Annotated in this window: 24 protein-coding genes and 1 other annotated feature; of the genes, 19 read left to right on the top strand and 5 right to left on the bottom strand. The window is 50.1% G+C overall.

All coding sequences use genetic code 11. The features are described from left to right. Positions 1 to 31 precede the first annotated feature (31 nt). Positions 32 to 139 carry a small membrane protein YniD gene (yniD, locus tag AACS80_RS10455; RefSeq protein WP_064529152.1) on the bottom strand — a complete coding sequence of 36 codons (108 nt, stop codon included), beginning with the start codon at positions 137 to 139 and terminating at the stop codon, positions 32 to 34. Between the two features lie 301 nt (positions 140 to 440). Here yniD and thrS point away from each other — a divergent pair, with 301 nt between their 5' ends. From thrS to selO, 14 genes are all read left to right on the top strand, one after another. Next, complete coding sequence (gene thrS / locus AACS80_RS10460) at positions 441 to 2,369, top strand: threonine--tRNA ligase (RefSeq protein ID WP_138183780.1); 1,929 nt, start codon at positions 441 to 443, stop codon at positions 2,367 to 2,369. Positions 2,370 to 2,372: 3 nt separating this feature from the next. Then, complete coding sequence (gene infC, locus AACS80_RS10465) at positions 2,373 to 2,915, top strand: translation initiation factor IF-3 (RefSeq protein ID WP_001700733.1); 543 nt, start codon at positions 2,373 to 2,375, stop codon at positions 2,913 to 2,915. Positions 2,916 to 3,007: 92 nt separating this feature from the next. Next, positions 3,008 to 3,205, top strand: a complete 198-nt coding sequence (rpmI, locus tag AACS80_RS10470) for a 50S ribosomal protein L35 (RefSeq protein WP_001124225.1) — start codon at positions 3,008 to 3,010, stop codon at positions 3,203 to 3,205. Between the two features lie 53 nt (positions 3,206 to 3,258). After that, positions 3,259 to 3,615 (top strand): 50S ribosomal protein L20, encoded by a 357-nt coding sequence (gene rplT / locus AACS80_RS10475; RefSeq protein WP_000124850.1) that lies wholly within the window; start codon positions 3,259 to 3,261, stop codon positions 3,613 to 3,615. Positions 3,616 to 3,731: 116 nt separating this feature from the next. Continuing rightward, positions 3,732 to 3,856, top strand: a sequence feature (Phe leader region). Then, positions 3,738 to 3,782, top strand: a complete 45-nt coding sequence (pheM, locus tag AACS80_RS10480) for a pheST operon leader peptide PheM (protein ID WP_001386830.1) — start codon at positions 3,738 to 3,740, stop codon at positions 3,780 to 3,782. (Overlaps the previous feature by 45 nt.) Positions 3,857 to 4,065: 209 nt before the next feature. Continuing rightward, complete coding sequence (gene pheS, locus AACS80_RS10485) at positions 4,066 to 5,049, top strand: phenylalanine--tRNA ligase subunit alpha (RefSeq protein WP_000018588.1); 984 nt, start codon at positions 4,066 to 4,068, stop codon at positions 5,047 to 5,049. A 14-nt stretch (positions 5,050 to 5,063) separates the two neighbouring features. Beyond that, positions 5,064 to 7,451, top strand: coding sequence for a phenylalanine--tRNA ligase subunit beta (pheT, locus tag AACS80_RS10490; RefSeq protein WP_130259846.1), 2,388 nt, complete (start codon positions 5,064 to 5,066; stop codon positions 7,449 to 7,451). A 4-nt stretch (positions 7,452 to 7,455) separates the two neighbouring features. After that, entirely contained in the window at positions 7,456 to 7,755 is a 300-nt protein-coding gene (ihfA, locus tag AACS80_RS10495; RefSeq protein ID WP_002440155.1) for an integration host factor subunit alpha, read from the top strand. A 100-nt stretch (positions 7,756 to 7,855) separates the two neighbouring features. After that, positions 7,856 to 8,836: a vitamin B12 ABC transporter permease BtuC gene (btuC, locus tag AACS80_RS10500; protein ID WP_130208282.1), complete on the top strand. Its 981-nt coding sequence runs from the start codon at positions 7,856 to 7,858 to the stop codon at positions 8,834 to 8,836. 62 nt (positions 8,837 to 8,898) lie between these two features. Beyond that, positions 8,899 to 9,450: a bifunctional thioredoxin/glutathione peroxidase gene (gene btuE, locus AACS80_RS10505; protein ID WP_135410006.1), complete on the top strand. Its 552-nt coding sequence runs from the start codon at positions 8,899 to 8,901 to the stop codon at positions 9,448 to 9,450. Next, positions 9,450 to 10,199, top strand: a complete 750-nt coding sequence (btuD, locus tag AACS80_RS10510) for a vitamin B12 ABC transporter ATP-binding protein BtuD (protein WP_130208278.1) — start codon at positions 9,450 to 9,452, stop codon at positions 10,197 to 10,199. Before btuE ends, btuD begins: the two co-directional genes overlap by 1 nt. Before the next feature lie 77 nt (positions 10,200 to 10,276). Continuing rightward, the gene (locus AACS80_RS10515) at positions 10,277 to 10,741 is read left to right on the top strand and encodes a C40 family peptidase (RefSeq protein ID WP_130208276.1); all 465 of its coding nucleotides are present in this window, start codon (positions 10,277 to 10,279) and stop codon (positions 10,739 to 10,741) included. Between the two features lie 246 nt (positions 10,742 to 10,987). After that, entirely contained in the window at positions 10,988 to 11,701 is a 714-nt protein-coding gene (locus tag AACS80_RS10520) for an EAL domain-containing protein (RefSeq protein ID WP_138183781.1), read from the top strand. Positions 11,702 to 11,763: 62 nt separating this feature from the next. Next, positions 11,764 to 13,200: a protein adenylyltransferase SelO gene (selO, locus tag AACS80_RS10525; protein WP_135410005.1), complete on the top strand. Its 1,437-nt coding sequence runs from the start codon at positions 11,764 to 11,766 to the stop codon at positions 13,198 to 13,200. A 3-nt stretch (positions 13,201 to 13,203) separates the two neighbouring features. On the opposite strand, the gene hemP is transcribed toward selO, so the two are convergent. The 3 genes from hemP to ppsR form a co-directional block, all read right to left on the bottom strand. Further along, entirely contained in the window at positions 13,204 to 13,395 is a 192-nt protein-coding gene (gene hemP / locus AACS80_RS10530) for a hemin uptake protein HemP (protein WP_135410004.1), read from the bottom strand. A 131-nt stretch (positions 13,396 to 13,526) separates the two neighbouring features. Next, positions 13,527 to 14,573, bottom strand: coding sequence for a 3-deoxy-7-phosphoheptulonate synthase AroH (gene aroH / locus AACS80_RS10535; protein ID WP_131161178.1), 1,047 nt, complete (start codon positions 14,571 to 14,573; stop codon positions 13,527 to 13,529). A 155-nt stretch (positions 14,574 to 14,728) separates the two neighbouring features. After that, positions 14,729 to 15,562, bottom strand: coding sequence for a posphoenolpyruvate synthetase regulatory kinase/phosphorylase PpsR (gene ppsR, locus AACS80_RS10540; protein ID WP_000368046.1), 834 nt, complete (start codon positions 15,560 to 15,562; stop codon positions 14,729 to 14,731). Between the two features lie 333 nt (positions 15,563 to 15,895). On the opposite strand from ppsR, the gene ppsA reads away from it, so the two are divergent. The 5 genes from ppsA (at position 15,896) to AACS80_RS10565 (ending at position 22,404) form a co-directional block, all read left to right on the top strand. Then, positions 15,896 to 18,274: a phosphoenolpyruvate synthase gene (ppsA, locus tag AACS80_RS10545; protein WP_130208268.1), complete on the top strand. Its 2,379-nt coding sequence runs from the start codon at positions 15,896 to 15,898 to the stop codon at positions 18,272 to 18,274. Between the two features lie 488 nt (positions 18,275 to 18,762). Next, entirely contained in the window at positions 18,763 to 20,163 is a 1,401-nt protein-coding gene (locus AACS80_RS10550) for an anion permease (RefSeq protein WP_001278076.1), read from the top strand. A 35-nt stretch (positions 20,164 to 20,198) separates the two neighbouring features. Beyond that, a complete protein-coding gene (locus tag AACS80_RS10555; RefSeq protein ID WP_130218909.1) occupies positions 20,199 to 21,158 on the top strand; it encodes a 2-hydroxyacid dehydrogenase in 960 nt (319 codons plus the stop codon). A gap of 10 nt (positions 21,159 to 21,168) precedes the next feature. Next, complete coding sequence (locus AACS80_RS10560) at positions 21,169 to 21,648, top strand: YhcH/YjgK/YiaL family protein (RefSeq protein ID WP_130218911.1); 480 nt, start codon at positions 21,169 to 21,171, stop codon at positions 21,646 to 21,648. Positions 21,649 to 21,660: 12 nt separating this feature from the next. After that, entirely contained in the window at positions 21,661 to 22,404 is a 744-nt protein-coding gene (locus tag AACS80_RS10565) for an SDR family oxidoreductase (RefSeq protein WP_135410003.1), read from the top strand. Positions 22,405 to 22,454: 50 nt separating this feature from the next. Here the strand turns inward: AACS80_RS10565 and fadK are convergent, their stop codons facing one another. Beyond that, positions 22,455 to 24,095, bottom strand: coding sequence for a medium-chain fatty-acid--CoA ligase (gene fadK / locus AACS80_RS10570; protein ID WP_138183782.1), 1,641 nt, complete (start codon positions 24,093 to 24,095; stop codon positions 22,455 to 22,457). Between the last annotated feature and the right edge of the window lie 53 nt (positions 24,096 to 24,148).

A 24,148-nucleotide genomic window follows, 5' to 3' on the forward strand; every position in this document is an offset into this window, starting at 1 on the left:
GCTGCATTGTTTGTTGATAGCGCCCCACCATTCAGCCCCAAATCATCGCTGCCCAGCGTAGCAACAGCATCGCGCCGCAAATAGACAGCAGGACGACCACCATCTTCCAGTGTTTTTTGTTGAAACGTTTTGTCGGCATGCGTTTTTCCAGGGGATTTCCAGTCTTCAATAATCGAGTGTAACAAAAGGGTCAGGTGTTGCCTGTATTGATTTATATCATATCAAACATGATGATTGTCGCTTTGCCCGATAACAATTACCGTGTAAACTGCCAAGCGGTATTATCAGAAAGTGGGTGTAGGTCTGGCATCGCCAATCAGCATGCTGTGACATATTTCGCAGAGTGAAGCGGGAATCAGCCCAAACCTTTTTGATAAATTTCATATGAATCTTTGTATGTGATCTTTCGTGTGGGTCACCACTGCAAATAAGGATATAACATGCCTGTTATTACTCTTCCTGATGGCAGCCAACGCCATTACGACCTCGCTGTAAGCCCCATGGATGTTGCGCTGGACATTGGTCCAGGTCTGGCGAAAGCCTGTATCGCAGGGCGCGTTAATGGCGAACTGGTAGATGCGTGCGATTTGATTGAAAACGACGCTAAACTGGCGATCATTACCGCTAAAGACGAAGAAGGTCTGGAGATCATTCGTCACTCCTGTGCGCACCTGTTAGGGCACGCAATTAAACAACTTTGGCCGCATACCAAAATGGCAATCGGCCCGGTTATTGATAACGGTTTCTATTACGACGTTGATCTTGACCGCACGTTAACCCAGGAAGATGTCGAAGCACTCGAGAAGCGGATGCATGAGCTTGCTGAGAAAAACTACGACGTCATTAAGAAGAAAGTCAGCTGGCACGAAGCGCGTGAAACGTTCGTTAAACGCGGCGAGAGCTATAAAGTTTCCATCCTGGACGAAAACATCGCCCATGATGACCAGCCTGGCCTCTATTTCCACGAAGAATATGTCGATATGTGCCGCGGTCCGCACGTACCGAATATGCGTTTCTGCCACCATTTCAAACTGATGAAAACGGCAGGGGCCTACTGGCGCGGCGACAGCAACAACAAAATGTTGCAACGTATTTATGGTACTGCGTGGGCAGATAAAAAAGCCCTCAACGCGTACCTGCAGCGTCTGGAAGAAGCCGCTAAACGCGACCACCGTAAAATCGGTAAACAGCTCGACCTGTACCATATGCAGGAAGAAGCGCCGGGTATGGTGTTCTGGCACAATGACGGCTGGACCATCTTCCGTGAACTGGAAGTGTTCGTTCGTTCTAAACTGAAAGAGTACCAGTATCAGGAAGTTAAAGGTCCGTTTATGATGGACCGCGTCCTGTGGGAAAAAACCGGTCACTGGGAAAACTATAAAGATGCAATGTTCACCACCTCTTCTGAGAACCGTGAATACTGCATTAAGCCGATGAACTGTCCGGGTCACGTACAAATCTTTAACCAGGGGCTGAAGTCGTATCGCGATCTGCCGCTGCGTATGGCCGAGTTCGGTAGCTGCCACCGTAACGAGCCGTCAGGATCCCTTCACGGCCTGATGCGCGTGCGTGGTTTTACCCAGGATGACGCGCATATCTTCTGTACTGAAGAACAAATTCGCGATGAAGTTAACGGATGTATCCGTTTAGTCTATGATATGTACAGCACTTTTGGCTTCGAGAAGATCGTGGTCAAGCTCTCCACTCGTCCTGAAAAACGTATTGGCAGTGACGAAATGTGGGATCGTGCTGAGGCGGACCTGGCAGTTGCGCTGGAAGAAAACAACATCCCGTTTGAGTATCAACTGGGTGAAGGCGCGTTCTACGGTCCGAAAATTGAATTTACCCTGTATGACTGCCTCGATCGTGCATGGCAGTGCGGTACAGTACAGCTGGACTTCTCCTTACCGTCTCGTCTGAGCGCTTCCTATGTAGGCGAAGACAACGAGCGTAAGGTTCCGGTAATGATTCACCGTGCAATTCTTGGGTCGATGGAACGTTTCATCGGTATCCTGACCGAAGAGTTCGCTGGTTTCTTCCCGACCTGGCTTGCGCCGGTTCAGGTTGTTATCATGAACATTACGGATTCACAGTCTGAATACGTTAACGAATTGACGCAAAAACTATCAAATGCGGGCATTCGTGTTAAAGCAGACTTGAGAAATGAGAAGATTGGCTTTAAAATCCGCGAGCACACTTTGCGTCGCGTCCCATATATGCTGGTCTGTGGTGATAAAGAGGTGGAATCTGGCAAAGTTGCCGTTCGCACCCGCCGTGGTAAAGACCTGGGAAGCATGGACGTAAATGAAGTGATCGAGAAGCTGCAACAAGAGATTCGCAGCCGCAGTCTTAAACAATTGGAGGAATAAGGTATTAAAGGCGGAAAACGAGTTCAAACGGCGCGTCCTAACCGTATCAATGGCGAAATTCGCGCCCAGGAAGTTCGCTTAACAGGTTTGGAAGGCGAGCAGCTTGGTATTGTGAGTCTGAGAGAAGCTCTGGAGAAAGCTGAAGAAGCCGGAGTAGACTTAGTCGAGATCAGCCCTAACGCCGAGCCGCCGGTTTGTCGTATAATGGATTACGGCAAATTCCTCTATGAAAAGAGCAAGTCTTCTAAGGAACAGAAGAAAAAGCAAAAAGTTATCCAGGTTAAGGAAATTAAATTCCGTCCTGGTACAGATGAAGGCGACTATCAGGTAAAACTCCGCAGCCTGATTCGCTTTCTCGAAGAGGGTGATAAAGCCAAAATCACGCTGCGTTTCCGCGGTCGTGAGATGGCGCACCAGCAAATCGGTATGGAAGTGCTTAATCGCGTGAAAGACGATTTGCAAGAACTGGCAGTGGTCGAATCCTTCCCAACGAAGATCGAAGGCCGCCAGATGATCATGGTGCTCGCTCCTAAGAAGAAACAGTAAGGCCATCAAGTAATCATTCCTGTGGGCCTTGGCTCACAGGGTGATTCGCCTTTGTTTCTGTTTATTAACAATGCGAAGTGGAAGTTATTAAAATGCCAAAAATTAAGACCGTACGCGGTGCTGCTAAGCGCTTCAAAAAAACCGGTAAAGGTGGTTTTAAGCACAAGCACGCTAACCTGCGTCACATTCTGACCAAAAAAGCGACCAAACGTAAACGTCACCTGCGTCCGAAAGCCATGGTTTCCAAAGGCGATCTGGGCCTGGTAATCGCGTGCCTGCCGTACGCATAAGCCGTTAACGTTTTTTAACTTTTTAATTAGAATATAGATACAGGAGAGCACATATGGCTCGCGTAAAACGTGGTGTTATTGCACGCGCACGTCACAAGAAAATTTTGAAACAAGCTAAAGGCTACTACGGTGCGCGTTCTCGCGTATACCGCGTTGCCTTCCAGGCTGTTATCAAAGCTGGTCAGTATGCTTACCGTGACCGTCGTCAACGTAAGCGTCAGTTCCGTCAACTGTGGATTGCGCGTATCAACGCAGCAGCACGTCAGAACGGTATTTCTTACAGCAAATTCATCAATGGCCTGAAAAAAGCCTCTGTTGAAATCGACCGTAAGATCCTGGCTGATATCGCAGTATTCGACAAAGTAGCGTTCACCGCTCTGGTTGAAAAAGCGAAAGCAGCTCTGGCATAAGCCAGTTGAAAGAGGGAGCTAGTCTCCCTCTTTTCGTTTCAACACCATCAAAACATTGACTTTTATCGCCGTAGCCTTTTCAATAAAGGTCTTTTGAAAAGTACCAAAAGGTAACGCAAGCAATGAATGCTGCTATTTTCCGCTTCTTTTTTTACTTTAGCACCTGACTCCAGGAGGCTAGCGCGTGAGAAGAGAAACGGAAAACAGCGCCTGAAAGCCTCCCAGTGGAGGCTTTTTTTGTATGCGCGTTTTGAAAAATAAAAAGCCTGTCTCATCAGGCGTAATTGTCGCAGCCAGTCTGGACACGGCCAGCGCGGAGAAACCGGAGCGTACTTAAGTACGTGAGGATTTCGAGCACTGCCCGGGACCAAAATGGCAAGTAAAATAGCCTGATGGGATAGGCTCTAAGTCCAACGAACCAGTGTCACCACTGACACAATGAGGAAAACCATGTCACATCTCGCAGAACTGGTTGCCAGTGCGAAGGCGGCCATTAGCCAGGCGTCAGATGTTGCCGCGTTAGACAATGTGCGCGTCGAATATTTGGGTAAAAAAGGGCACTTAACCCTTCAGATGACGACCCTGCGTGAGCTGCCGCCAGAAGAGCGTCCGGCAGCTGGTGCGGTTATCAACGAAGCGAAAGAGCAAGTTCAGCAGGCGCTGAATGCGCGTAAAGCTGAACTGGAAAGCGCAGCGCTGAATGCGCGTCTGGCTGCGGAAACTATCGATGTTTCCTTGCCTGGTCGTCGTATCGAAAACGGTGGCCTGCACCCGGTTACCCGCACTATCGACCGTATCGAAAGTTTCTTCGGTGAGCTTGGCTTTACCGTGGCAACCGGGCCGGAAATCGAAGACGATTATCATAACTTCGATGCTCTGAACATTCCTGGTCACCACCCGGCGCGCGCTGACCACGACACTTTCTGGTTTGACGCTACCCGCCTGCTGCGTACCCAGACCTCTGGCGTACAGATCCGCACCATGAAAGCCCAGCAGCCGCCGATTCGTATTATCGCGCCTGGCCGCGTTTACCGTAACGACTACGACCAGACTCACACGCCGATGTTCCATCAGATGGAAGGTCTGATTGTTGATACCAACATCAGCTTTACCAACCTGAAAGGCACGCTGCATGACTTCCTGCGTAACTTCTTTGAAGAAGATTTGCAGATTCGCTTCCGTCCTTCCTACTTCCCGTTCACCGAACCTTCTGCAGAAGTGGACGTCATGGGTAAAAACGGTAAATGGCTGGAAGTACTGGGCTGCGGGATGGTGCATCCGAACGTGCTGCGTAATGTTGGCATCGATCCGGAAGTTTACTCCGGTTTCGCCTTCGGTATGGGGATGGAGCGTCTGACCATGTTGCGTTACGGCGTCACCGACCTGCGTTCATTCTTCGAAAACGATCTGCGTTTCCTCAAACAGTTTAAATAAGGCAGGAATAGATTATGAAATTCAGTGAACTGTGGTTACGCGAATGGGTGAACCCGGCGATCGATAGTGATGCGCTGGCGAATCAAATCACGATGGCGGGCCTGGAAGTTGACGGTGTAGAACCGGTTGCCGGTAGCTTCCACGGCGTGGTCGTTGGTGAAGTGGTTGAATGTGCGCAGCATCCGAATGCTGACAAACTGCGAGTGACCAAAGTCAATGTCGGTGGCGATCGCCTGCTGGACATCGTCTGCGGCGCGCCAAACTGTCGTCAGGGCCTGCGTGTGGCGGTAGCAACTATTGGTGCTGTACTGCCGGGCGATTTCAAAATTAAAGCCGCGAAACTGCGCGGTGAACCGTCTGAAGGGATGCTGTGCTCCTTCTCTGAGCTGGGTATTTCTGACGATCATAACGGTATTATCGAACTGCCTGCGGATGCGCCAATTGGCACCGACATCCGTGAATACCTGAAACTTGATGACAACACCATCGAAATCAGTGTGACGCCAAACCGTGCAGACTGCTTAGGCATTATCGGCGTAGCGCGTGATGTTGCCGTGCTGAACCAGCTTCCGCTGGTTGAACCGGAAATTGTCCCGGTTGGTGCAACCATCGATGACACGCTGCCGATTGCGGTAGAAGCGCCGGAAGCCTGCCCGCGTTATCTTGGCCGCGTAGTAAAAGGCATTAACGTTAAAGCGCCAACTCCGCTGTGGATGAAAGAAAAACTGCGTCGTTGCGGGATTCGTTCTATCGATGCAGTGGTTGACGTCACCAACTACGTGCTGCTCGAACTGGGTCAGCCGATGCACGCTTTCGACAAAGATCGCATTGAAGGCGGCATTGTGGTGCGGATGGCGAAAGAGGGCGAAACGCTGGTACTGCTCGACGGTACCGAAGCGAAGCTGAACGCTGACACCCTGGTCATCGCCGACCACAACAAGGCGCTGGCGATGGGCGGTATCTTCGGTGGCGAACACTCTGGAGTGAATGACGAAACGCAAAACGTCCTGCTGGAATGCGCGTTCTTCAGCCCGCTTTCTATCACCGGTCGTGCTCGTCGTCATGGCCTGCATACTGATGCTTCTCACCGTTATGAGCGTGGTGTTGATCCGGCACTGCAGCACAAAGCAATGGAACGTGCGACCCGTCTGCTGATCGATATCTGCGGCGGTGAAGCTGGCCCGGTTATCGATATCACTAACGAAGCAACGTTGCCGAAGCGTGCGACCATCACTCTGCGTCGTAGCAAATTGGATCGTCTGATCGGCCATCATATTGCCGATGCACAGGTGACTGACATTCTGCGTCGTCTCGGCTGTGAAGTTACCGAAGGCAAGGACGAGTGGCAGGCTGTTGCACCGAGCTGGCGTTTCGACATGGAGATTGAAGAAGATCTGGTCGAAGAAGTGGCGCGTGTTTACGGCTACAACAACATCCCGGATGAACCGGTGCAGGCGAGCCTGATTATGGGGACTCACCGTGAAGCCGATTTGTCACTCAAGCGCGTGAAAACGCTGCTCAACGACAAAGGCTATCAGGAAGTGATCACCTATAGCTTCGTTGATCCGAAAGTGCAGCAGATGATCCACCCGGGCGTTGAAGCCTTACTGCTGCCAAGCCCGATTTCCGTTGAAATGTCGGCAATGCGTCTTTCTCTGTGGACCGGTCTGCTGGCAACTGTAGTGTACAACCAGAACCGTCAGCAAAACCGTGTGCGCATTTTTGAAAGCGGTCTGCGCTTCGTGCCAGATACGCAGGCGCCATTGGGCATTCGTCAGGATCTGATGTTAGCCGGTGTGATTTGCGGTAACCGTTACGAAGAGCACTGGAACCTGGCAAAAGAGACTGTTGATTTCTATGATTTGAAAGGCGATCTTGAATCCGTTCTCGACCTGACCGGTAAACTGGCTGATGTTGAGTTCCGTGCAGAAGCGAATCCGGCACTGCATCCGGGACAATCCGCAGCGATTTATCTGAAAGGTGAACGTATTGGTTTTGTTGGGGTTGTTCATCCTGAACTGGAACGTAAACTGGATCTTAACGGTCGCACTCTGGTGTTTGAACTGGAGTGGAACAAGCTCGCAGACCGCGTGGTGCCTCAAGCGCGCGAGATTTCGCGCTTCCCGGCGAACCGTCGTGACATCGCGGTTGTGGTTGCAGAAAACGTTCCCGCAGCGGATATTTTATCCGAATGTAAGAAAGTTGGCGTAAATCAGGTAGTTGGCGTAAACTTGTTTGACGTGTACCGCGGTAAGGGTGTTGCGGAGGGGTATAAGAGCCTCGCCATAAGCCTGATCCTGCAAGATACCAGCCGTACACTCGAAGAAGAGGAGATTGCCGCTACCGTCGCCAAATGTGTAGAGGCATTAAAAGAGCGATTCCAGGCATCATTGAGGGATTGAACCTATGGCGCTTACAAAAGCTGAAATGTCAGAATATCTGTTTGATAAGCTTGGGCTTAGCAAGCGGGATGCCAAAGAACTGGTTGAACTGTTTTTCGAAGAGATCCGTCGCGCTCTGGAAAACGGCGAGCAGGTGAAACTCTCTGGTTTTGGTAACTTCGATCTGCGTGATAAGAATCAACGCCCGGGACGTAACCCGAAAACGGGCGAGGATATTCCCATTACAGCACGGCGCGTGGTGACCTTCAGACCCGGGCAGAAGTTAAAAAGCCGGGTCGAAAACGCCACACCCAAAGACGAGTAATCTGATCTAACTAAAAAGGCCGCTCTGCGGCCTTTTTTCTTTTCACTGTCGAAGAGTCACCGTAAAATCAACGGAATGACACTTCAGCAGAACGGATACCATGCTGACACTTGCCCGCCAACAACAGCGACAAAATATTCGCTGGTTATTATGCCTGTCAGTTTTGATGCTGCTGGCGCTTCTCTTAAGCCTTTGCGCTGGTGAACAATGGATTTCACCTGCCGACTGGTTCACTCCTCGTGGCGAACTGTTCGTCTGGCAAATTCGTCTGCCACGTACCCTGGCTGTATTGCTGGTTGGCGCGGCGCTGGCGTTATCAGGCGCGGTCATGCAGGCGCTGTTTGAAAACCCTCTCGCGGAGCCGGGGCTGCTTGGCGTCTCTAACGGTGCTGGAGTGGGGCTTATCGCCGCTGTATTGCTTGGGCAAGGGCAGTTACCGAACTGGGCGCTGGGGCTGTGTGCGATTGCTGGCGCGCTTATTATCACCTTAATTCTCTTGCGTTTTGCCCGTCGTCATCTTTCAACCAGCCGATTACTGCTGGCTGGTGTTGCGCTGGGTATCATCTGTAGCGCGTTAATGACGTGGGCCATCTACTTTTCCACGTCTGTTGATTTACGCCAACTGATGTACTGGATGATGGGCGGCTTTGGGGGTGTAGACTGGCGACAAAGTTGGCTGATGGTGGCCTTGATTCCGGTGTTGTTGTGGATTTGCTGTCAGTCCCGCCCAATGAATATGTTAGCGCTGGGTGAAATCTCGGCGCGACAACTGGGGTTACCACTGTGGCTCTGGCGCAATGTACTGGTCGCGGCTACCGGTTGGATGGTCGGTGTCAGTGTGGCGTTGGCTGGCGCTATTGGGTTTATTGGCCTGGTTATCCCGCATATTCTGCGGCTGTGCGGATTAACCGATCACCGGGTATTACTTCCCGGCTGCGCGCTGGCAGGTGCTACTGCGTTGCTGCTTGCCGATATTGTTGCTCGACTGGCGCTGGCTTCCGCAGAGTTACCGATTGGTGTGGTCACCGCCACCCTGGGTGCGCCGGTGTTTATCTGGTTATTGTTAAAAGCAGGACGTTAGCCGCATAAAGACGGTCTATGATTAAAAGCTAAGATTTTTACTGACCTTATCCAGGAGACACGATGCAAGATCCCATTCTGACCACCGTAGTGAAGACGATTGACGGGGAAGTGACCACGCTGGAGAAATATGCCGGTAATGTGCTGCTAATTGTTAATGTCGCTTCAAAGTGTGGCTTAACGCCGCAATATGAACAGTTGGAGAACATCCAGAAAGCCTGGGCCGATCGTGGTTTCTTCGTGCTGGGATTTCCGTGCAACCAGTTCCTTGAACAAGAACCAGGTAGTGATGAAGAAATTAAAACTTATTGCACCACCACTTGGGGCGTGACGTTCCCAATGTTCAGTAAAATTGAGGTCAATGGCGAAGGGCGTCATCCGCTATATCAAAAATTGATTGCCGCAGCGCCCACGGCGGTGGCACCGGAAGAGAGCGGTTTCTACGCGCGAATGGCCAGTAAAGGTCGTGCGCCACTGTACCCTGATGATATTTTGTGGAATTTTGAAAAGTTTCTGGTGGGTAGAGACGGAAAGGTCATCCAGCGTTTTTCCCCGGATATGACGCCGGAAGATCCTATTGTAATGGAAAGCATTAAACTGGCGTTGGCAAAATAATGTCTATTGTGATGCAGTTACAGGATGTAGCGGAATCAACCCGCCTGGGGCCGCTTTCTGGCGAGGTCCGGGCAGGGGAGATCCTGCATCTGGTGGGTCCGAACGGCGCGGGCAAGAGCACCTTGCTGGCGCGAATGGCGGGGATGACCAGTGGTCAGGGAAGCATTCAGTTTGCAGGTAAACCACTGGATACCTGGCCCGCAACAAAACTCGCCCTGCATCGCGCCTATCTTGCACAACAACAGACGCCGCCGTTTGCTATGCCAGTCTGGCATTACCTGACCATGCACCAGCACGATAAAACGCGAACCGATCTGCTAAATGATGTCGCAGGGGCGTTGGCCCTTGATGACAAACTCGGTCGAAGCACCAATCAACTATCCGGTGGTGAATGGCAACGTGTCCGTCTTGCTGCTGTGGTGCTACAAATCACGCCGCAAGCGAATCCGGCAGGTCAATTGCTTCTCCTTGATGAACCCATGAACAGCCTTGATGTTGCCCAGCAAAGCGCGTTAGATAAAATTTTGAGCGCGCTCTGTCAGCAAGGCGTGGCGATTGTGATGAGCAGTCACGATCTTAACCACACATTGCGTCACGCGCATCGGGCGTGGTTACTTAAACAAGGAAAACTGCTTGCCAGTGGGCGGAGAGATGAAGTACTAACGCCGCCGAATCTGGCCCAGGCTTATGGCATGAGCTTCCGTCGTCTGGACATTGAAGGTCACCGAATGCTGATTTCGACCACCTGATTTCATTAGCATCTTGAAAAACGGGTAATTTCGACGCTAAATTAATGCAAGAATAAAAAACAGAGGATTCGTACGGAATGCGTTTCTGCCTAATTTTAATTACAGCACTGTTTCTGGCCGGGTGTAGCCATCATAAAGCGCCGCCGCCAAACGCCAGGCTTTCTGACTCCATTACTGTCATTGCCGGTTTGAACGATCAACTACAGAGCTGGCATGGTACGCCGTATCGTTATGGCGGCATGACTCGACGTGGAGTGGACTGTTCTGGTTTCGTGGTTGTGACGATGCGTGACCGTTTCGACTTACAGTTGCCACGCGAAACAAAACAACAGGCCGCTATCGGTACCCAAATTGATAAAGAAGAATTGCTGCCAGGCGATCTGGTCTTTTTCAAAACAGGTTCCGGGCAAAATGGTTTACACGTGGGTATTTACGATACCAACAATCAATTCATTCACGCCTCTACCAGCAAGGGGGTGATGCGTTCTTCCCTCGATAATGTCTACTGGCAGAAAAATTTCTGGCAGGCGAGACGAATCTAGTATCTCAATAAATGGACGGTGCTGATACCGCACCGTCTGTTAACTCCTGAATACAGTAGTATTTTGCAGACAAAAATACCGCAAATGGAATATTCGTTTATACTCAGGATAATCTAAAAAAAGGACCCCTGAAAAAGTGGTTAACATGGAACAAATGAAAGTTATTCCCTCTGTATTTGTTATGCCTTATGGCCTCAAACTTTTTATCTGGATGTTGAAAAAAATCCGAAGAGAGGGGCTGTTACCATGAAGGTCTTACTGGAGAATCTTTATCATTCTGATTACTATTTTCTACCGATAAGAGACAGCCAACAAAATCTTGTTGGGGTTGAGTTAATAACCCATTTCTCCAGTGACGACGGTACGGTGCGCATCCCGACGACACGGGTTATTGCACAACTTTCAGAGGAGCAGCATTGGCAATTATTTGCCGAAAAGTTGGAATTACTAAAATCATGCCAACATTTTTTTATTCAACATAAACTCTTTGCCTGGATTAATTTAACGCCACAAGTAGCAAAGTTATTATTAGATAGGGATAATAACGCAAGCAAACTATTAAAAATTCCCTTTGCTGAATTGATGATTAATGAAAATTATCCTCATCTTAATGAGGGAAAAGATAATTATGAACTTTTGCACTTATCGCAAATTTTTCCATTGGTTTTGGGAAATTTGGGTGCGGGCAACAGTACAATGAAGGCTGTTTTTGATGGGCTTTTCACTCGCGTCATGCTGGATAAAGGTTTTATTCAGCAACAAATAGTCCATAAATCTTTCGCGCCTTTTATTCGTGCGCTCCATGCGCAAATTTCACCTTGTTGCAATTGTATTATCGCTGCTGGTATTAATACACCGGAGATGTTGGCGCAGATGGTGCCGTTTGGTTTCCATGCTTTTCAGGGATGCTTGTGGCCCGCAGTTCCCGTAAGCCAGATAACAACGCTGGTCCAGCGATAACCCTCTTGTTTGCTGGTGTTTAAGACGAGAGTAACCGTCTACACTATCAAACAGGAGGATCTATGACCCTGTCTTTTATTACCCGCTGGCGTGATGAATTGCCGGCAACATATACATCGCTTTCCCCTACGCCTTTAAATAATGCCCGGTTGATTTGGTATAACGCCGAACTGGCTAATACGCTGGGTGTTCCATCGTCGCTGTTTGAAAGTGGCGCGGGTGTCTGGGGCGGCGAAACTTTACTGCCAGGCATGTCGCCACTGGCCCAGGTCTACAGTGGCCACCAGTTTGGTGTCTGGGCGGGGCAGCTTGGCGACGGGCGCGGTATTTTACTCGGCGAGCAACAGTTTGCCGACGGCACCACCATGGACTGGCATCTGAAAGGTGCGGGGCTGACGCCTTATTCGCGGATGGGCGACGGACGTGCGGTTTTACGTTCAACAATTCGCGAAAGTCTTGCCAGTGAGGCAATGCATCACCTTGGCATTCCGACGACACGCGCCTTAAGCATTGTTACCAGCGATACGCCGGTTTACCGGGAGACGGTCGAATCAGGAGCGATGCTGATGCGCGTAGCGCAGAGTCATTTGCGATTTGGCCACTTTGAACACTTTTACTATCGTCGGGAACCGGAAAAAGTTCGCCAGCTGGCTGACTTCGCCATTCGCTATTACTGGCCGCATCTTCAGGATGAAGAGGATAAATACCGCCTCTGGTTTACCGATATTGTCGCACGTACGGCTTCGTTAATCGCCAGCTGGCAGACAGTCGGTTTTGCTCACGGGGTGATGAACACGGATAACATGTCGATTCTCGGGCTGACGCTGGATTATGGTCCATTTGCTTTCCTCGATGATTATGAACCGGGCTTTATTTGTAATCACTCTGATCATCAGGGACGTTACAGCTTTGATAATCAACCTGCCGTTGCGTTGTGGAATTTACAGCGTCTGGCGCAGACATTGTCGCCGTTTATCACTGTCGACGCGTTAAACGAGGCACTGGAAAGCTATCAACAGGTTTTGTTGACGCATTATGGAAAACGTATGCGGCAGAAGCTGGGCTTTATGACGGAGCAAAAAGAGGATAATGCGCTACTGAATGAATTGTTCAGTTTGATGTCGCAAGAGCGCAGTGATTATACTCGCACATTCCGCATGTTAAGTCTGACCGAGCAGCACAGTGCGGCTTCACCGCTGCGCGATGAGTTTATTGACCGCGCGGCGTTTGATGACTGGTTTACGCGTTATCGGGCGCGCTTGCAACAAGACGGAGTTGCCGATAGTGAACGTCAGCAACTGATGCAGAGCGTCAATCCTGCGCTGGTATTGCGAAACTGGCTGGCACAACGCGCTATTGAGGCGGCAGAAAAGGGCGATATGACAGAATTACAACGTCTGCATGAAGCGTTGCGAAATCCTTTCAGCGACAGGGATGATGACTATGTCAGTCGTCCACCTGACTGGGGTAAACGGCTTGAAGTCAGCTGCTCGAGTTAAAGGCTACTTGGTCAACAGCAGCTTGCCAGCCTGAGTTTTACGGAGCAGATATTCTTGCCCGTCATGATCGATAATCAGTTTGCCATCAGGACCTAACAGTGTCTGGCTGGTAATTCGCCGAATGGGCTGCGGGGAAGTGGTCTTGTGATTGGCATCCGTTTCAGGCGTGAGTTTTCTGCTATCCGTATAACGCATAAAAATTAATAATAATTGATATAACAATGATTCTTATTATCAATATTATGGCAAACCAGAGCAAGCGGTAATTTGTTGAGAAGACAACAAGTTGCGCAGAAATGCCCATTCCGTCAGGAATGGGCACGCATTCAGAAGCGGGAATCTACCGCAGAGGCGAGTTTTTCGACCAGGCGTTCAGTATCTTCCCAACCTAAACAAGGATCGGTAATCGACTGACCGTAGGTGAGCGGCTGACCGCTGACGATTTTTTGTGTACCTTCGCGCAGGAAACTTTCTGCCATAATTCCGGCAATTGCCGTGGAGCCATTGCGGATTTGCTGGCAAACATCTTCACAGACTTCTAACTGACGGCGGTGCTGCTTCTGGCAGTTACCGTGGCTGAAATCAACCACCAGATGTTCAGGTAAATCAAACTCGTGAAGCGTATCGCAGGCTGCAGCGATATCATCGGCATGGTAGTTCGGTTTTTTGCCGCCACGCATAATAATATGGCCGTATGGGTTGCCGCTGGTCTGATAGATGGTCATCTGACCGTTTTTGTCTGGCGAGAGGAACATATGGCTGGCACGGGCTGCGCGGATAGCATCCACGGCAATCCGCGTGTTGCCATCGGTACCATTTTTAAAACCTACCGGACAGGAGAGCGCTGACGCCATTTCACGGTGGATTTGGCTCTCGGTGGTACGTGCGCCAATTGCGCCCCAGCTAATTAAGTCAGCAATAAACTGACCGGTCACCATATCGAGGAACTCGGTCGCGGTGGGAACGCCCAGTTCATTTACCTGCAACAGCAACTTACGTGCCATTTCAAGGCCGTGATTAACGCGATAGCTGCCGTTTAAATCCGGATCGGAGATGAGTCCTTTCCAGCCAACAACGGTACGCGGTTTTTCAAAATAGGTGCGCATTACAATTTCCAGTCGTGACTGGTACTGGTTGCGCAACGCCTGCAGACGGGTGGCATACTCCATGGCAGCGGTCAGATCGTGGATCGAGCAGGGTCCAATAATGACCAATAGCCGCTTGTCTTCACCGTTCAGTATTTTTTCAATTCTGCGGCGGGAATCAATGACATGGTTGGCGACGCCAGGCGTTACGGGATACCGTAGCGCGAGTTCGGCGGGCGTTACCAGGCTCTCGATACGCGCAGTACGGAGTTCGTCAGTTCTGTTCATTACAAGTCTCAGAAATTTGTTGCTTCAACGGCAGGACTACCGGGAAGTGATGCGCATCACGATAAACCAATCGCAGCTGATTTCAAGTGCGAGGTGTGTCACACCTCGCCGGGTGGTTAGCATGATAACAAAAAATAGGCTAATGCACTAGTTCTCTAGTACATTCGACGGCTTAGGCCCATGATATCGAGGATCTTGGTGGCAATCTCTTCTACCGAATAATTGGTACTGTTAATCCACGGGATCTGATTTTTACGGTACAACGCTTCCACTTCCGCAACCTCCATCCGGCACTGGCGAAGCGAGGCATAGCGACTGTTCTCCCGACGCTCTTCGCGAATCGCCGCCAGACGCTCAGGGTCGATAGTCAGTCCGAACAATTTATGCTGAAGCGGTTTGAGCGACGCGGGCAGCACCAGATTATCCATATCGTCGGCAATAAAGGGGTAGTTTGCCGCGCGGATACCAAACTGCATCGCCAGATACAGGCTGGTGGGGGTTTTACCACAGCGAGAGACGCCGAGCAGGATCACCTGAGCCTGGTCCAGATTGCGCAACGAAATGCCGTCGTCATGGGCGAGGGTGTAATCAATCGCCGCAATGCGCGCATCATATTTATTGAGATTATTAGGGTTCAGGCCATGGGTACGATGAGCAATCGGCGTTGGATCCAGTTTCATCTCTTGTTGTAGCGGGGCAACCAGCGCCTGCACAATATCCTGGCAAAAACCTTCGCTTTGCAAAATGATGGCGCGGATTTCCGGTAGCACAATGGAGTAAAAAACCAGCGGGCGCACACCTGTCTGGTGATAAATTGCGTCAATCTGATCCTTCACGGCCCGAGCACGGCTCTCATTTTCGACAAACGGCAGCGTAATGCTGCTGATAGTAACGGGAAATTGTGACATCACTGCGTGTCCTAATACCTCCGCAGTTATAGCCGTACCATCAGAAATATAAAAAACGTGGCGATCAACAGCATTATCCATTTTGTTCTTCCCGTGATGCAGACATAATTCTATGAAAGCATAAATTAAAAACGTACAGAAGCGTAGAAGGTTATGCCTGGTTTATAAAATGAACCTTCAATTTTATATTTTATGAAAACAGTATTTCATTTTTTACGCTTTCGTTTATACCGATGGTTTATGTGGAAATTACTGAAGATAGCGAATTTGCGCAACGCAGGGATCTGTCTTAAAAAGTAAAAAAATATATTTGCTTGAACGATTCACCGTTTTTTTCATCCGGTTAAATATGCAAAGATAAATACGCAGAAATGTGTTTCTCAAACCGTTCATTTATCACAAAAGGATTGTTCGATGTCCAACAATGGCTCGTCACCGCTGGTGCTTTGGTATAACCAACTCGGCATGAATGATGTAGACAGGGTTGGGGGCAAAAATGCCTCCCTGGGTGAAATGATTACTAACCTTTCCGGAATGGGCGTTTCCGTTCCGAATGGTTTCGCCACAACCGCCGACGCGTTTAACCAGTTTCTGGACCAAAGCGGCGTAAACCAGCGCATCTATGAACTGCTGGATAAAACGGATATTGACGATGTTACCCAGCTTGCGAAAGCGGGCGCGCAAATCCGCCAGTGGATTATCGACACTCCCTTTCAGCCTGAGCTGGAAAACGCCATCCGCGAAGCCTATGCACAGCTTTCCGCCGATGACGAAAATGCCTCTTTTGCGGTGCGTTCCTCCGCCACCGCAGAAGATATGCCGGACGCCTCTTTTGCCGGTCAGCAGGAAACCTTCCTCAACGTTCAGGGTTTTGACGCCGTTCTCGTGGCAGTGAAACATGTCTTTGCTTCTCTGTTTAACGATCGCGCCATCTCTTATCGTGTGCATCAGGGTTACGATCACCGTGGCGTGGCACTCTCCGCCGGTGTTCAGCGGATGGTGCGCTCCGACCTCGCATCTTCTGGGGTGATGTTCTCCATTGATACCGAATCCGGCTTTGACCAGGTGGTGTTTATCACTTCCGCATGGGGCCTGGGTGAAATGGTCGTGCAGGGCGCGGTTAACCCGGATGAGTTTTACGTGCATAAACCGACACTGGCAGCGAATCGCCCGGCTATCGTGCGCCGCACCATGGGGTCGAAAAAAATCCGTATGGTCTACGCGCCGACCCAGGAGCACGGCAAGCAGGTTAAAATCGAAGACGTACCGCAGGAACAGCGTGACATCTTCTCGCTGACCAACGAAGAAGTGCAGGAACTGGCAAAACAGGCCGTACAAATTGAGAAACACTACGGTCGCCCAATGGATATTGAGTGGGCGAAAGATGGCCACACCGGTAAATTGTTTATCGTGCAGGCGCGTCCAGAAACTGTACGTTCTCGCGGTCAGGTGATGGAACGTTATACGTTGCATTCACAGGGCAAGATTATCGCCGAAGGCCGCGCTATCGGTCATCGTATCGGCGCGGGTCCGGTGAAAGTCATTCATGACATCAGCGAAATGAACCGCATCGAACCTGGCGACGTGCTGGTTACTGACATGACCGACCCGGACTGGGAACCGATCATGAAGAAAGCGTCTGCCATCGTCACCAACCGTGGCGGTCGTACCTGTCACGCGGCAATTATCGCTCGTGAACTGGGTATTCCGGCGGTAGTGGGCTGCGGTGATGCGACCGAACGGATGAAAGACGGTGAGAACGTCACCGTTTCTTGTGCCGAAGGCGATACCGGTTACGTCTATGCGGAGTTGCTTGAATTCAGTGTGAAAAGCTCCAGCGTGGAAACCATGCCGGACCTGCCACTGAAAGTGATGATGAACGTCGGTAACCCTGACCGTGCGTTTGACTTTGCCTGCCTGCCGAACGAAGGCGTGGGCCTTGCGCGTCTGGAATTTATCATCAACCGCATGATTGGCGTTCACCCCCGCGCACTGCTTGAGTTTGATGACCAGGAACCACAGTTACAAAATGAAATTCGCGAGATGATGAAAGGCTTCGATTCTCCGCGCGAATTTTACGTTGGCCGTCTGACCGAAGGGATCGCGACGCTGGGCGCCGCGTTTTATCCGAAACGCGTGATTGTCCGTCTTTCTGATTTTAAATCCAATGAATACGCCAATCTGGTGGGTGGTGAGCGTTACGAGCCGCATGAAGAGAACCCGATGCTGGGCTTCCGTGGCGCGGGCCGCTACGTTTCTGACAGCTTCCGCGACTGCTTCGCACTGGAGTGTGAAGCGGTGAAACGTGTGCGCAACGACATGGGACTGACCAACGTAGAGATCATGATCCCGTTCGTGCGTACCGTAGACCAGGCGAAAGCAGTGGTTGAAGAACTGGCTCGTCAGGGGCTGAAACGTGGTGAGAACGGGCTAAAAATCATCATGATGTGCGAAATTCCGTCCAACGCCTTGCTGGCTGAACAGTTCCTCGAATATTTCGACGGTTTCTCTATCGGCTCAAACGACATGACACAGCTGGCGCTCGGTCTGGACCGCGACTCCGGCGTGGTGTCTGAACTGTTCGATGAGCGCAACGACGCCGTGAAAGCACTGCTGTCTATGGCGATCCGTGCTGCGAAGAAACAGGGCAAGTATGTCGGCATTTGCGGTCAGGGACCGTCTGACCACGAAGACTTTGCTGCATGGCTGATGGAAGAGGGGATCGATAGCCTGTCTCTGAACCCGGACACCGTGGTGCAAACCTGGTTAAGCCTGGCTGAACTGAAGAAATAAATAAAAACCCGGCGGCGTTCAGTCGCCGGGTCCATTTCTATATCCCCACCTTTTATCAACCTACTTCGGGCAAACGCGCTCGTGCAATATAAAAAGCTTCCGGGCATCATCTGAATAATTGGCTGGTGTTCTTTCTGATTTCAATTTGTTTGCGATCCTCTCCACAGAATAATTATCGATACCGTTTTTTCTCAAAGCCGAATGTGACCACTCGTCAATTTCCTTAAGCATATGCGTAATTTTTTCGTCCAGAGTTCGTTGGATTGCACGAAGTCACTGGCGAGTCCCGTTTTTATACTGTCTTCAACCACAGCATAAAAAGGGATATGGATATGAAAAATTACCGCACCGTTATTCAGACATAAGCGCAGATTATGTAATTCAGAGAATTTATTCGAACTAAAACCGATTTTCTGATTTGTCTGGCTGTACAGAAAACAGGATAAATTCCCTCCGCGAGCGGAGGGAAACAGCTACAGGGATTGCATATGAGTTGCTATTTGAAAGTCCTGATTTGTGCGATTGTCGCACTCGCTATATGGTTTTCCCCCGTCCCTGACGGATTAACACCCTTAACCTGGCACATTCTGGCCATATTCATCACCACTGTGGTGGCGTTTATTCTGCAACCGTTGCCGGTAGGCGCTATCGCGTTAATAGCCATCAGTTTTATTATGCTGACCGGCATGATGAAAACCAGCGAAGCCTTAAAAGGTTTCAGCAGCACCACGGTATGGCTTATTGTCGCCGCATTCCTGTACGCGAAAGGATTCATCAAAACGGGGTTGGGGCGGCGTATCGCCTATTTGCTGATTCGCGGATTTGGCGGCAGCTCGTTACGTCTGGGTTATACATTGGCGCTAAGCGATATGATTATCGCGCCCGCAACGCCATCAAACACAGCGCGAGCAGGGGGAATTTTGTTCCCGATTGTTCGCAGTGTCTCTAACAGCTTTGGATCTGAACCGGATCAAGGGCCGCGTAAAATTGGCGCTTATCTGATGCAGACGGTGTTCCATTCCAACTGTCTCTCATCCTCGATGTTTATGACGGCCAGCGCGCCAAATGCACTCATTGTATCTCTGGCGGCCAGCACCTTATTTGTCGATATCTCATGGGGGATGTGGACGCTAAGCGCACTGGTGCCGGGCATTATCGCTTTTATCACTATGCCGTTGGTCATTTACAAACTCTACCCGCCAGAGATCAAAAAGACGCCAGAAGCCAAAGCGTTGGCACAGGAAGAACTTATCAAAATGGGGCCGGTAACCCGAGATGAGCGCGTGACGATTGGCATTTTCCTGCTTTCATTATTGGCCTGGAGTACATCGAAATGGACTGGTCTGGATGCGACCGCTGTCGCGCTTTCCGGCGTCTGTTTAATGTTGATGACCCGGATTATCACCTGGCAGGATGTGCAGTCAGAGAAGGGAGCCTGGGACATTCTGGTCTGGCTGGGCGTCATGATTTGTATGGCAGATAAGCTCAATCAGCTTGGCCTGTTCAAATGGTTCGCCGTCACAACCTCGGCTCTGTTCACCGGCATTCCTTGGGAAATAACACTGACGGTTTTGCTGATAGTTTACTGCTATTCCCACTATTTCTTTGCCGGAAGTACGCCGCATGTAGTGGCGATGTATGCCGCTTTTGGCAGCGTCTCGGTTGCTGCAGGCGCGCCGCCGATGATGGCTGCTCTGTCACTGGCGTTCGTCACTAACCTGATGAGCGGCATTTCGCATTATGGCAACGGACCCGCAGTCATCTATTACGGCGCTGGCTATGTCTCGCAACGAGAATGGTGGCGGCTGGGCTTTATCGTCATGTTGTTGAACATTGTCATCTGGTTCGGACTGGGGGCGGTGTGGTGGAAAATTCTTGGCCTATGGTAAGTGGCCTGCAGCAAACATCAATCAAGGAATAGTGTATGAACTTAAAAGATATTCAGGTGGCGATCGTCGGCAAATTAAGCGACCGCTTAATGGCTAAAGTTGAATCTACCTTCACCGCATATCGCCTGTGGGAACTGACCGACGCAGACGCTTTTTACACGCAGATCGCGCCGGATATTAAGGCGCTGGTGACCAGTGGTAATCCGGTAATGGGAGCTTCTCGGGCGCTAATTGAAAAATTTCCGAATCTGAAGATTATTGCCAGCAATGGTGTGGGCTATGACCCTATTGATATCGTGGCAGCCAGGGAGCATGGCGTTATCGTCACCAACACCCCTGGCGTGCTTAATGACTGTGTTGCAGACATTGGCATGGCGTTGTTACTCAATGTTGCCCGACGTATTAACATTGCCGATCGTTATGTTCGTGGCGGTCGTTGGCCAAACGAAGGGCGTTTCCCGATGGCGACGAAAGTGAGTGGTAAACGTTGCGGAATTGTTGGTCTGGGGAACATTGGTAATGCTGTAGCCCGCCGTGCAGCAGCATTTGAAATGGAAATTCACTATTTCGACCCAAAACCGCATAACAAACCTGAATGGACGGCGCATGATTCGCTGGTTTCTCTGGCGCAAGCGGTGGACTTCCTCGTTCTGACGCTGCCTGGCGGGGTAAGTACACGCGGCGTTATCGACAAAACTGTGCTGCAGGCTCTGGGGAAAACCGGACATTTGATCAGTATTTCCCGGGGATCAGTGGTGAACGAAACCGATCTGATTGATGCTCTGCAAAATAACATCATTGCTGGTGCGGCACTGGACGTTTATGCCAACGAACCACATGTGCCAGAACAATTAATGTCGCTGGATAACGTTGTCCTGACGCCACATATCGCCAGTGGTACGAGCGAAACGTTTAATGCAATGGCAGATTTGGTTTTTGATAACTTACAGGCTTTCTTTAGCGGACAGCCAGTTATTACCCCTGTTACTCAATAAGGCGGGAAATATGATTTATGGTGATATCGCGTATCTTAGTGAACAACAAAAGCGGACATTTCATCCTGTCATTGCTCGTGTCATTGAGTATCTTTCACAGCATGAGCTGAATAGTGTTCCTGTGGGGGAAAAGGTTTTTATTCAGGATGACTCAATATTTTATACCGTGGTTGAACCGATGACTAAACCACTACATGAATGCCGACCAGAAGTTCATCGTAAATATCTTGATGTCCATTTCTTAATTGCCGGAGAAGAGCGGATTTGTGTGGATTTTGATGATGGAGAAAACTCGGTTGTAGAAAGCCACCTGGGCGACCGTGACGTTATTTTTTATGCTGATGAACGTATTAATGATCGGATAATCACGTTGACACCAGGACAGTTTGTGGTGGTCTTCCCGGAAGAGGTACATCGGGCATGTTATAAAGTCGATAACGTGGAGAAAATCAAAAAAACAGTCGTGAAAATCGACATGAGTTTATTATAGGCGGAGCTGGCTATGACAAAAATTGCCCTGGTGACAGGGGGAAGTAAAGGTATCGGCTACGCGGCAGCAAAGGCACTCTATGACATTGGATATACTGTTATTGTTGCCGCGCGTAACGAAGAAACCTTACAGCAATGTGCACAAGGTTTAGCCAAGGAACGCTTTATTCCTCTGGTTGCTGATGTCACGGATGAGTCTGCTGTCGTTGCACTATTTGCCGAGATTAAGGTTCGTTTTGGTCGACTGGATCTCTTGTTCAATAATGCGGGCAATAATAGTCCGGCAAAAAGTATTGAAGAGGTTGAGTTTACTGAGTGGATACGCGTGTTTAACGCCAATATTCACTCGACATTTTTGTGTTCGAAAGAAGCGATTAAAATCATGAAAGCGCAGCAGCCAATGGGAGGACGCATTATTAACAATGCGTCGATTTCCGCACTGACACCGCGCCTTTATACTGCGGCATACACGGCGTCGAAACATGCTGTTACCGGGTTGACCAAGGCCATTTCCCTTGATTGTCGCAAATTTAATATCGCTTGCGGGCAAATTAATATCGGCAATGCGGAAACGACATTATCGAATCGGATGCGTAAGGGCGTTTATCAGGCAGATGGCGCTATTAAAGCGGAAGATATGATGAATGTTGCTGATGTTGCAGCAGCCATTCAGATGATGGCCCAGTTGCCAGTAACCACGAATGTGCTGGAAATAACGATTATGGCAAATAATATGCCATATGTCGGACGTGGTTAATCGGGATTGAATAAAGCACCTTGCGTATAAGGTGCTTTATTATTTATGAATTATGCCTCAACGTATGTTTGTTCGAGCCGTTGAAGAATATCTTTGCGTAACAAAAATTTTTGTATTTTACCGGAGGCCGTGCGCGGCAGTTTTTCGATCACCACGATATGTTCAGGGTATTTATATTTCGCGACCCGTTTACGGCTAAAAAATGCCACTACATCTTCCAGCGATAATGAATGATGCGGCGCTTTCAGCACGACATAAGCGCATGAACGTTCACCTAAACGTTCATCGGGCATCGCAACCACACAGGCATCGTGAATTTTAGGATGCTGCAATAGAATATCTTCCACTTCACGGCTGCTAATATTTTCGCCGCCGCGAACAATAATATCTTTCTTGCGTCCGGTAATTTTTATATAGCCAGCCTCATCCATGCGGCAGAGATCGCCACTGTAATACCAGCCCTCTTCATCCAACGCGCGAGCGGTTAATTCAGGTTCATCAAAATAACCCATAAACACATTAGGGCCACGCGAAGCCTCTTCACCTTCGCAACCTGGCGGTAAGGTCTTGCGTGCATCATCGACCACTTTAATTTCCACCCCAGCGGCAGCGTAACCATCGGTGTGCATAAAGCGCGACAAAGGATCGTCGAGATTCACCACTGCATGTGGCGAGCTTTCCGTGGAACCATAAACGCTTAATAATTTAATGCCGCGTTGCTGGCATTCACGCGCCACTTTTTTGGGGATCGTGGTGCCGCCGCAAAGAAAGAAACGCAGCGCAGAAAGGTCGGCAGGTTGTTTCTCAAGTAGATTCAAAAGGTCATAAACAAACGGCGTTGCTCCGAGCATACAGGTACAACGTTGTTGCTCAAGCAGCGAGAGACAGGCTTCCGGGGTAAAAATATCTAACAACACGCTGCGGGCGCCAATCAAAAACGGCGCTGTTACACCATGCAGAAACCCCGTCGCGTGACCGAGTGGTGCAGGCATCATAAAGACATCCAGCCAGGTCAGATTCAGCCGCGCGCAATAAGCCCGCTCGCTGGCGAGAATATTATTATGCGTTAGCATCACGCCCTTTGGCATACCCTCAGTTCCGGAGGTAAATAGCACCGCCGCTAATTCATCGCCGTGGACCGATGTTGCGACGGCCAGCGGGGGATTGTCGGCAATAATCTGACTTAACGAGAGAGACGAGGTGGCGGGGGCCAGCTTATCCACGCCGACGATCTGTTGTAGTTGTGGAAGCTGATTTTGCAGTGGCAGGATTAAATCTACCGGACGCGTTTGTTTAAACAATGTCGGTGCAAAAAACATTTTTGCCTGACACTTATTGAGCACCCACACCAGTTCAGCTTCTCGCCAGGAAGGCAACAACGGCACGGAAACTGCACCGGTTTTCAGGCAGGCAAGATAGATAACGGTAAATTCACACCAGCCAGGCAATTGAAAAGCGATACGATCGCCCGATTCAATACCGTTAGCCAGTAACCAGCTTGCCAGACAGTTCGCAGCGTGATCGAGTGCGCTATAGGTGTACGATTCGCCATGATTATCGACAACGGCTATTTTGTCTGGCATCGCGCATGCAGTCTGCCGCCAGTAGTCGGCCAGCGAAGCATCGCCCCACAATCCTTGTTGTCGATAGGCTGCACGACGCTGCGCGTTAAACGTTAATGTCACTTTCATTTTGAACTCTCGAAACAGAACGTCAGGCCCGATGTGCGGGCCTGTGGGAAGCG

The sequence above is a fragment of the Escherichia sp. E4385 genome (assembly GCF_963883145.1).
Classification (GTDB): Bacteria; Pseudomonadota; Gammaproteobacteria; order Enterobacterales; family Enterobacteriaceae; genus Escherichia.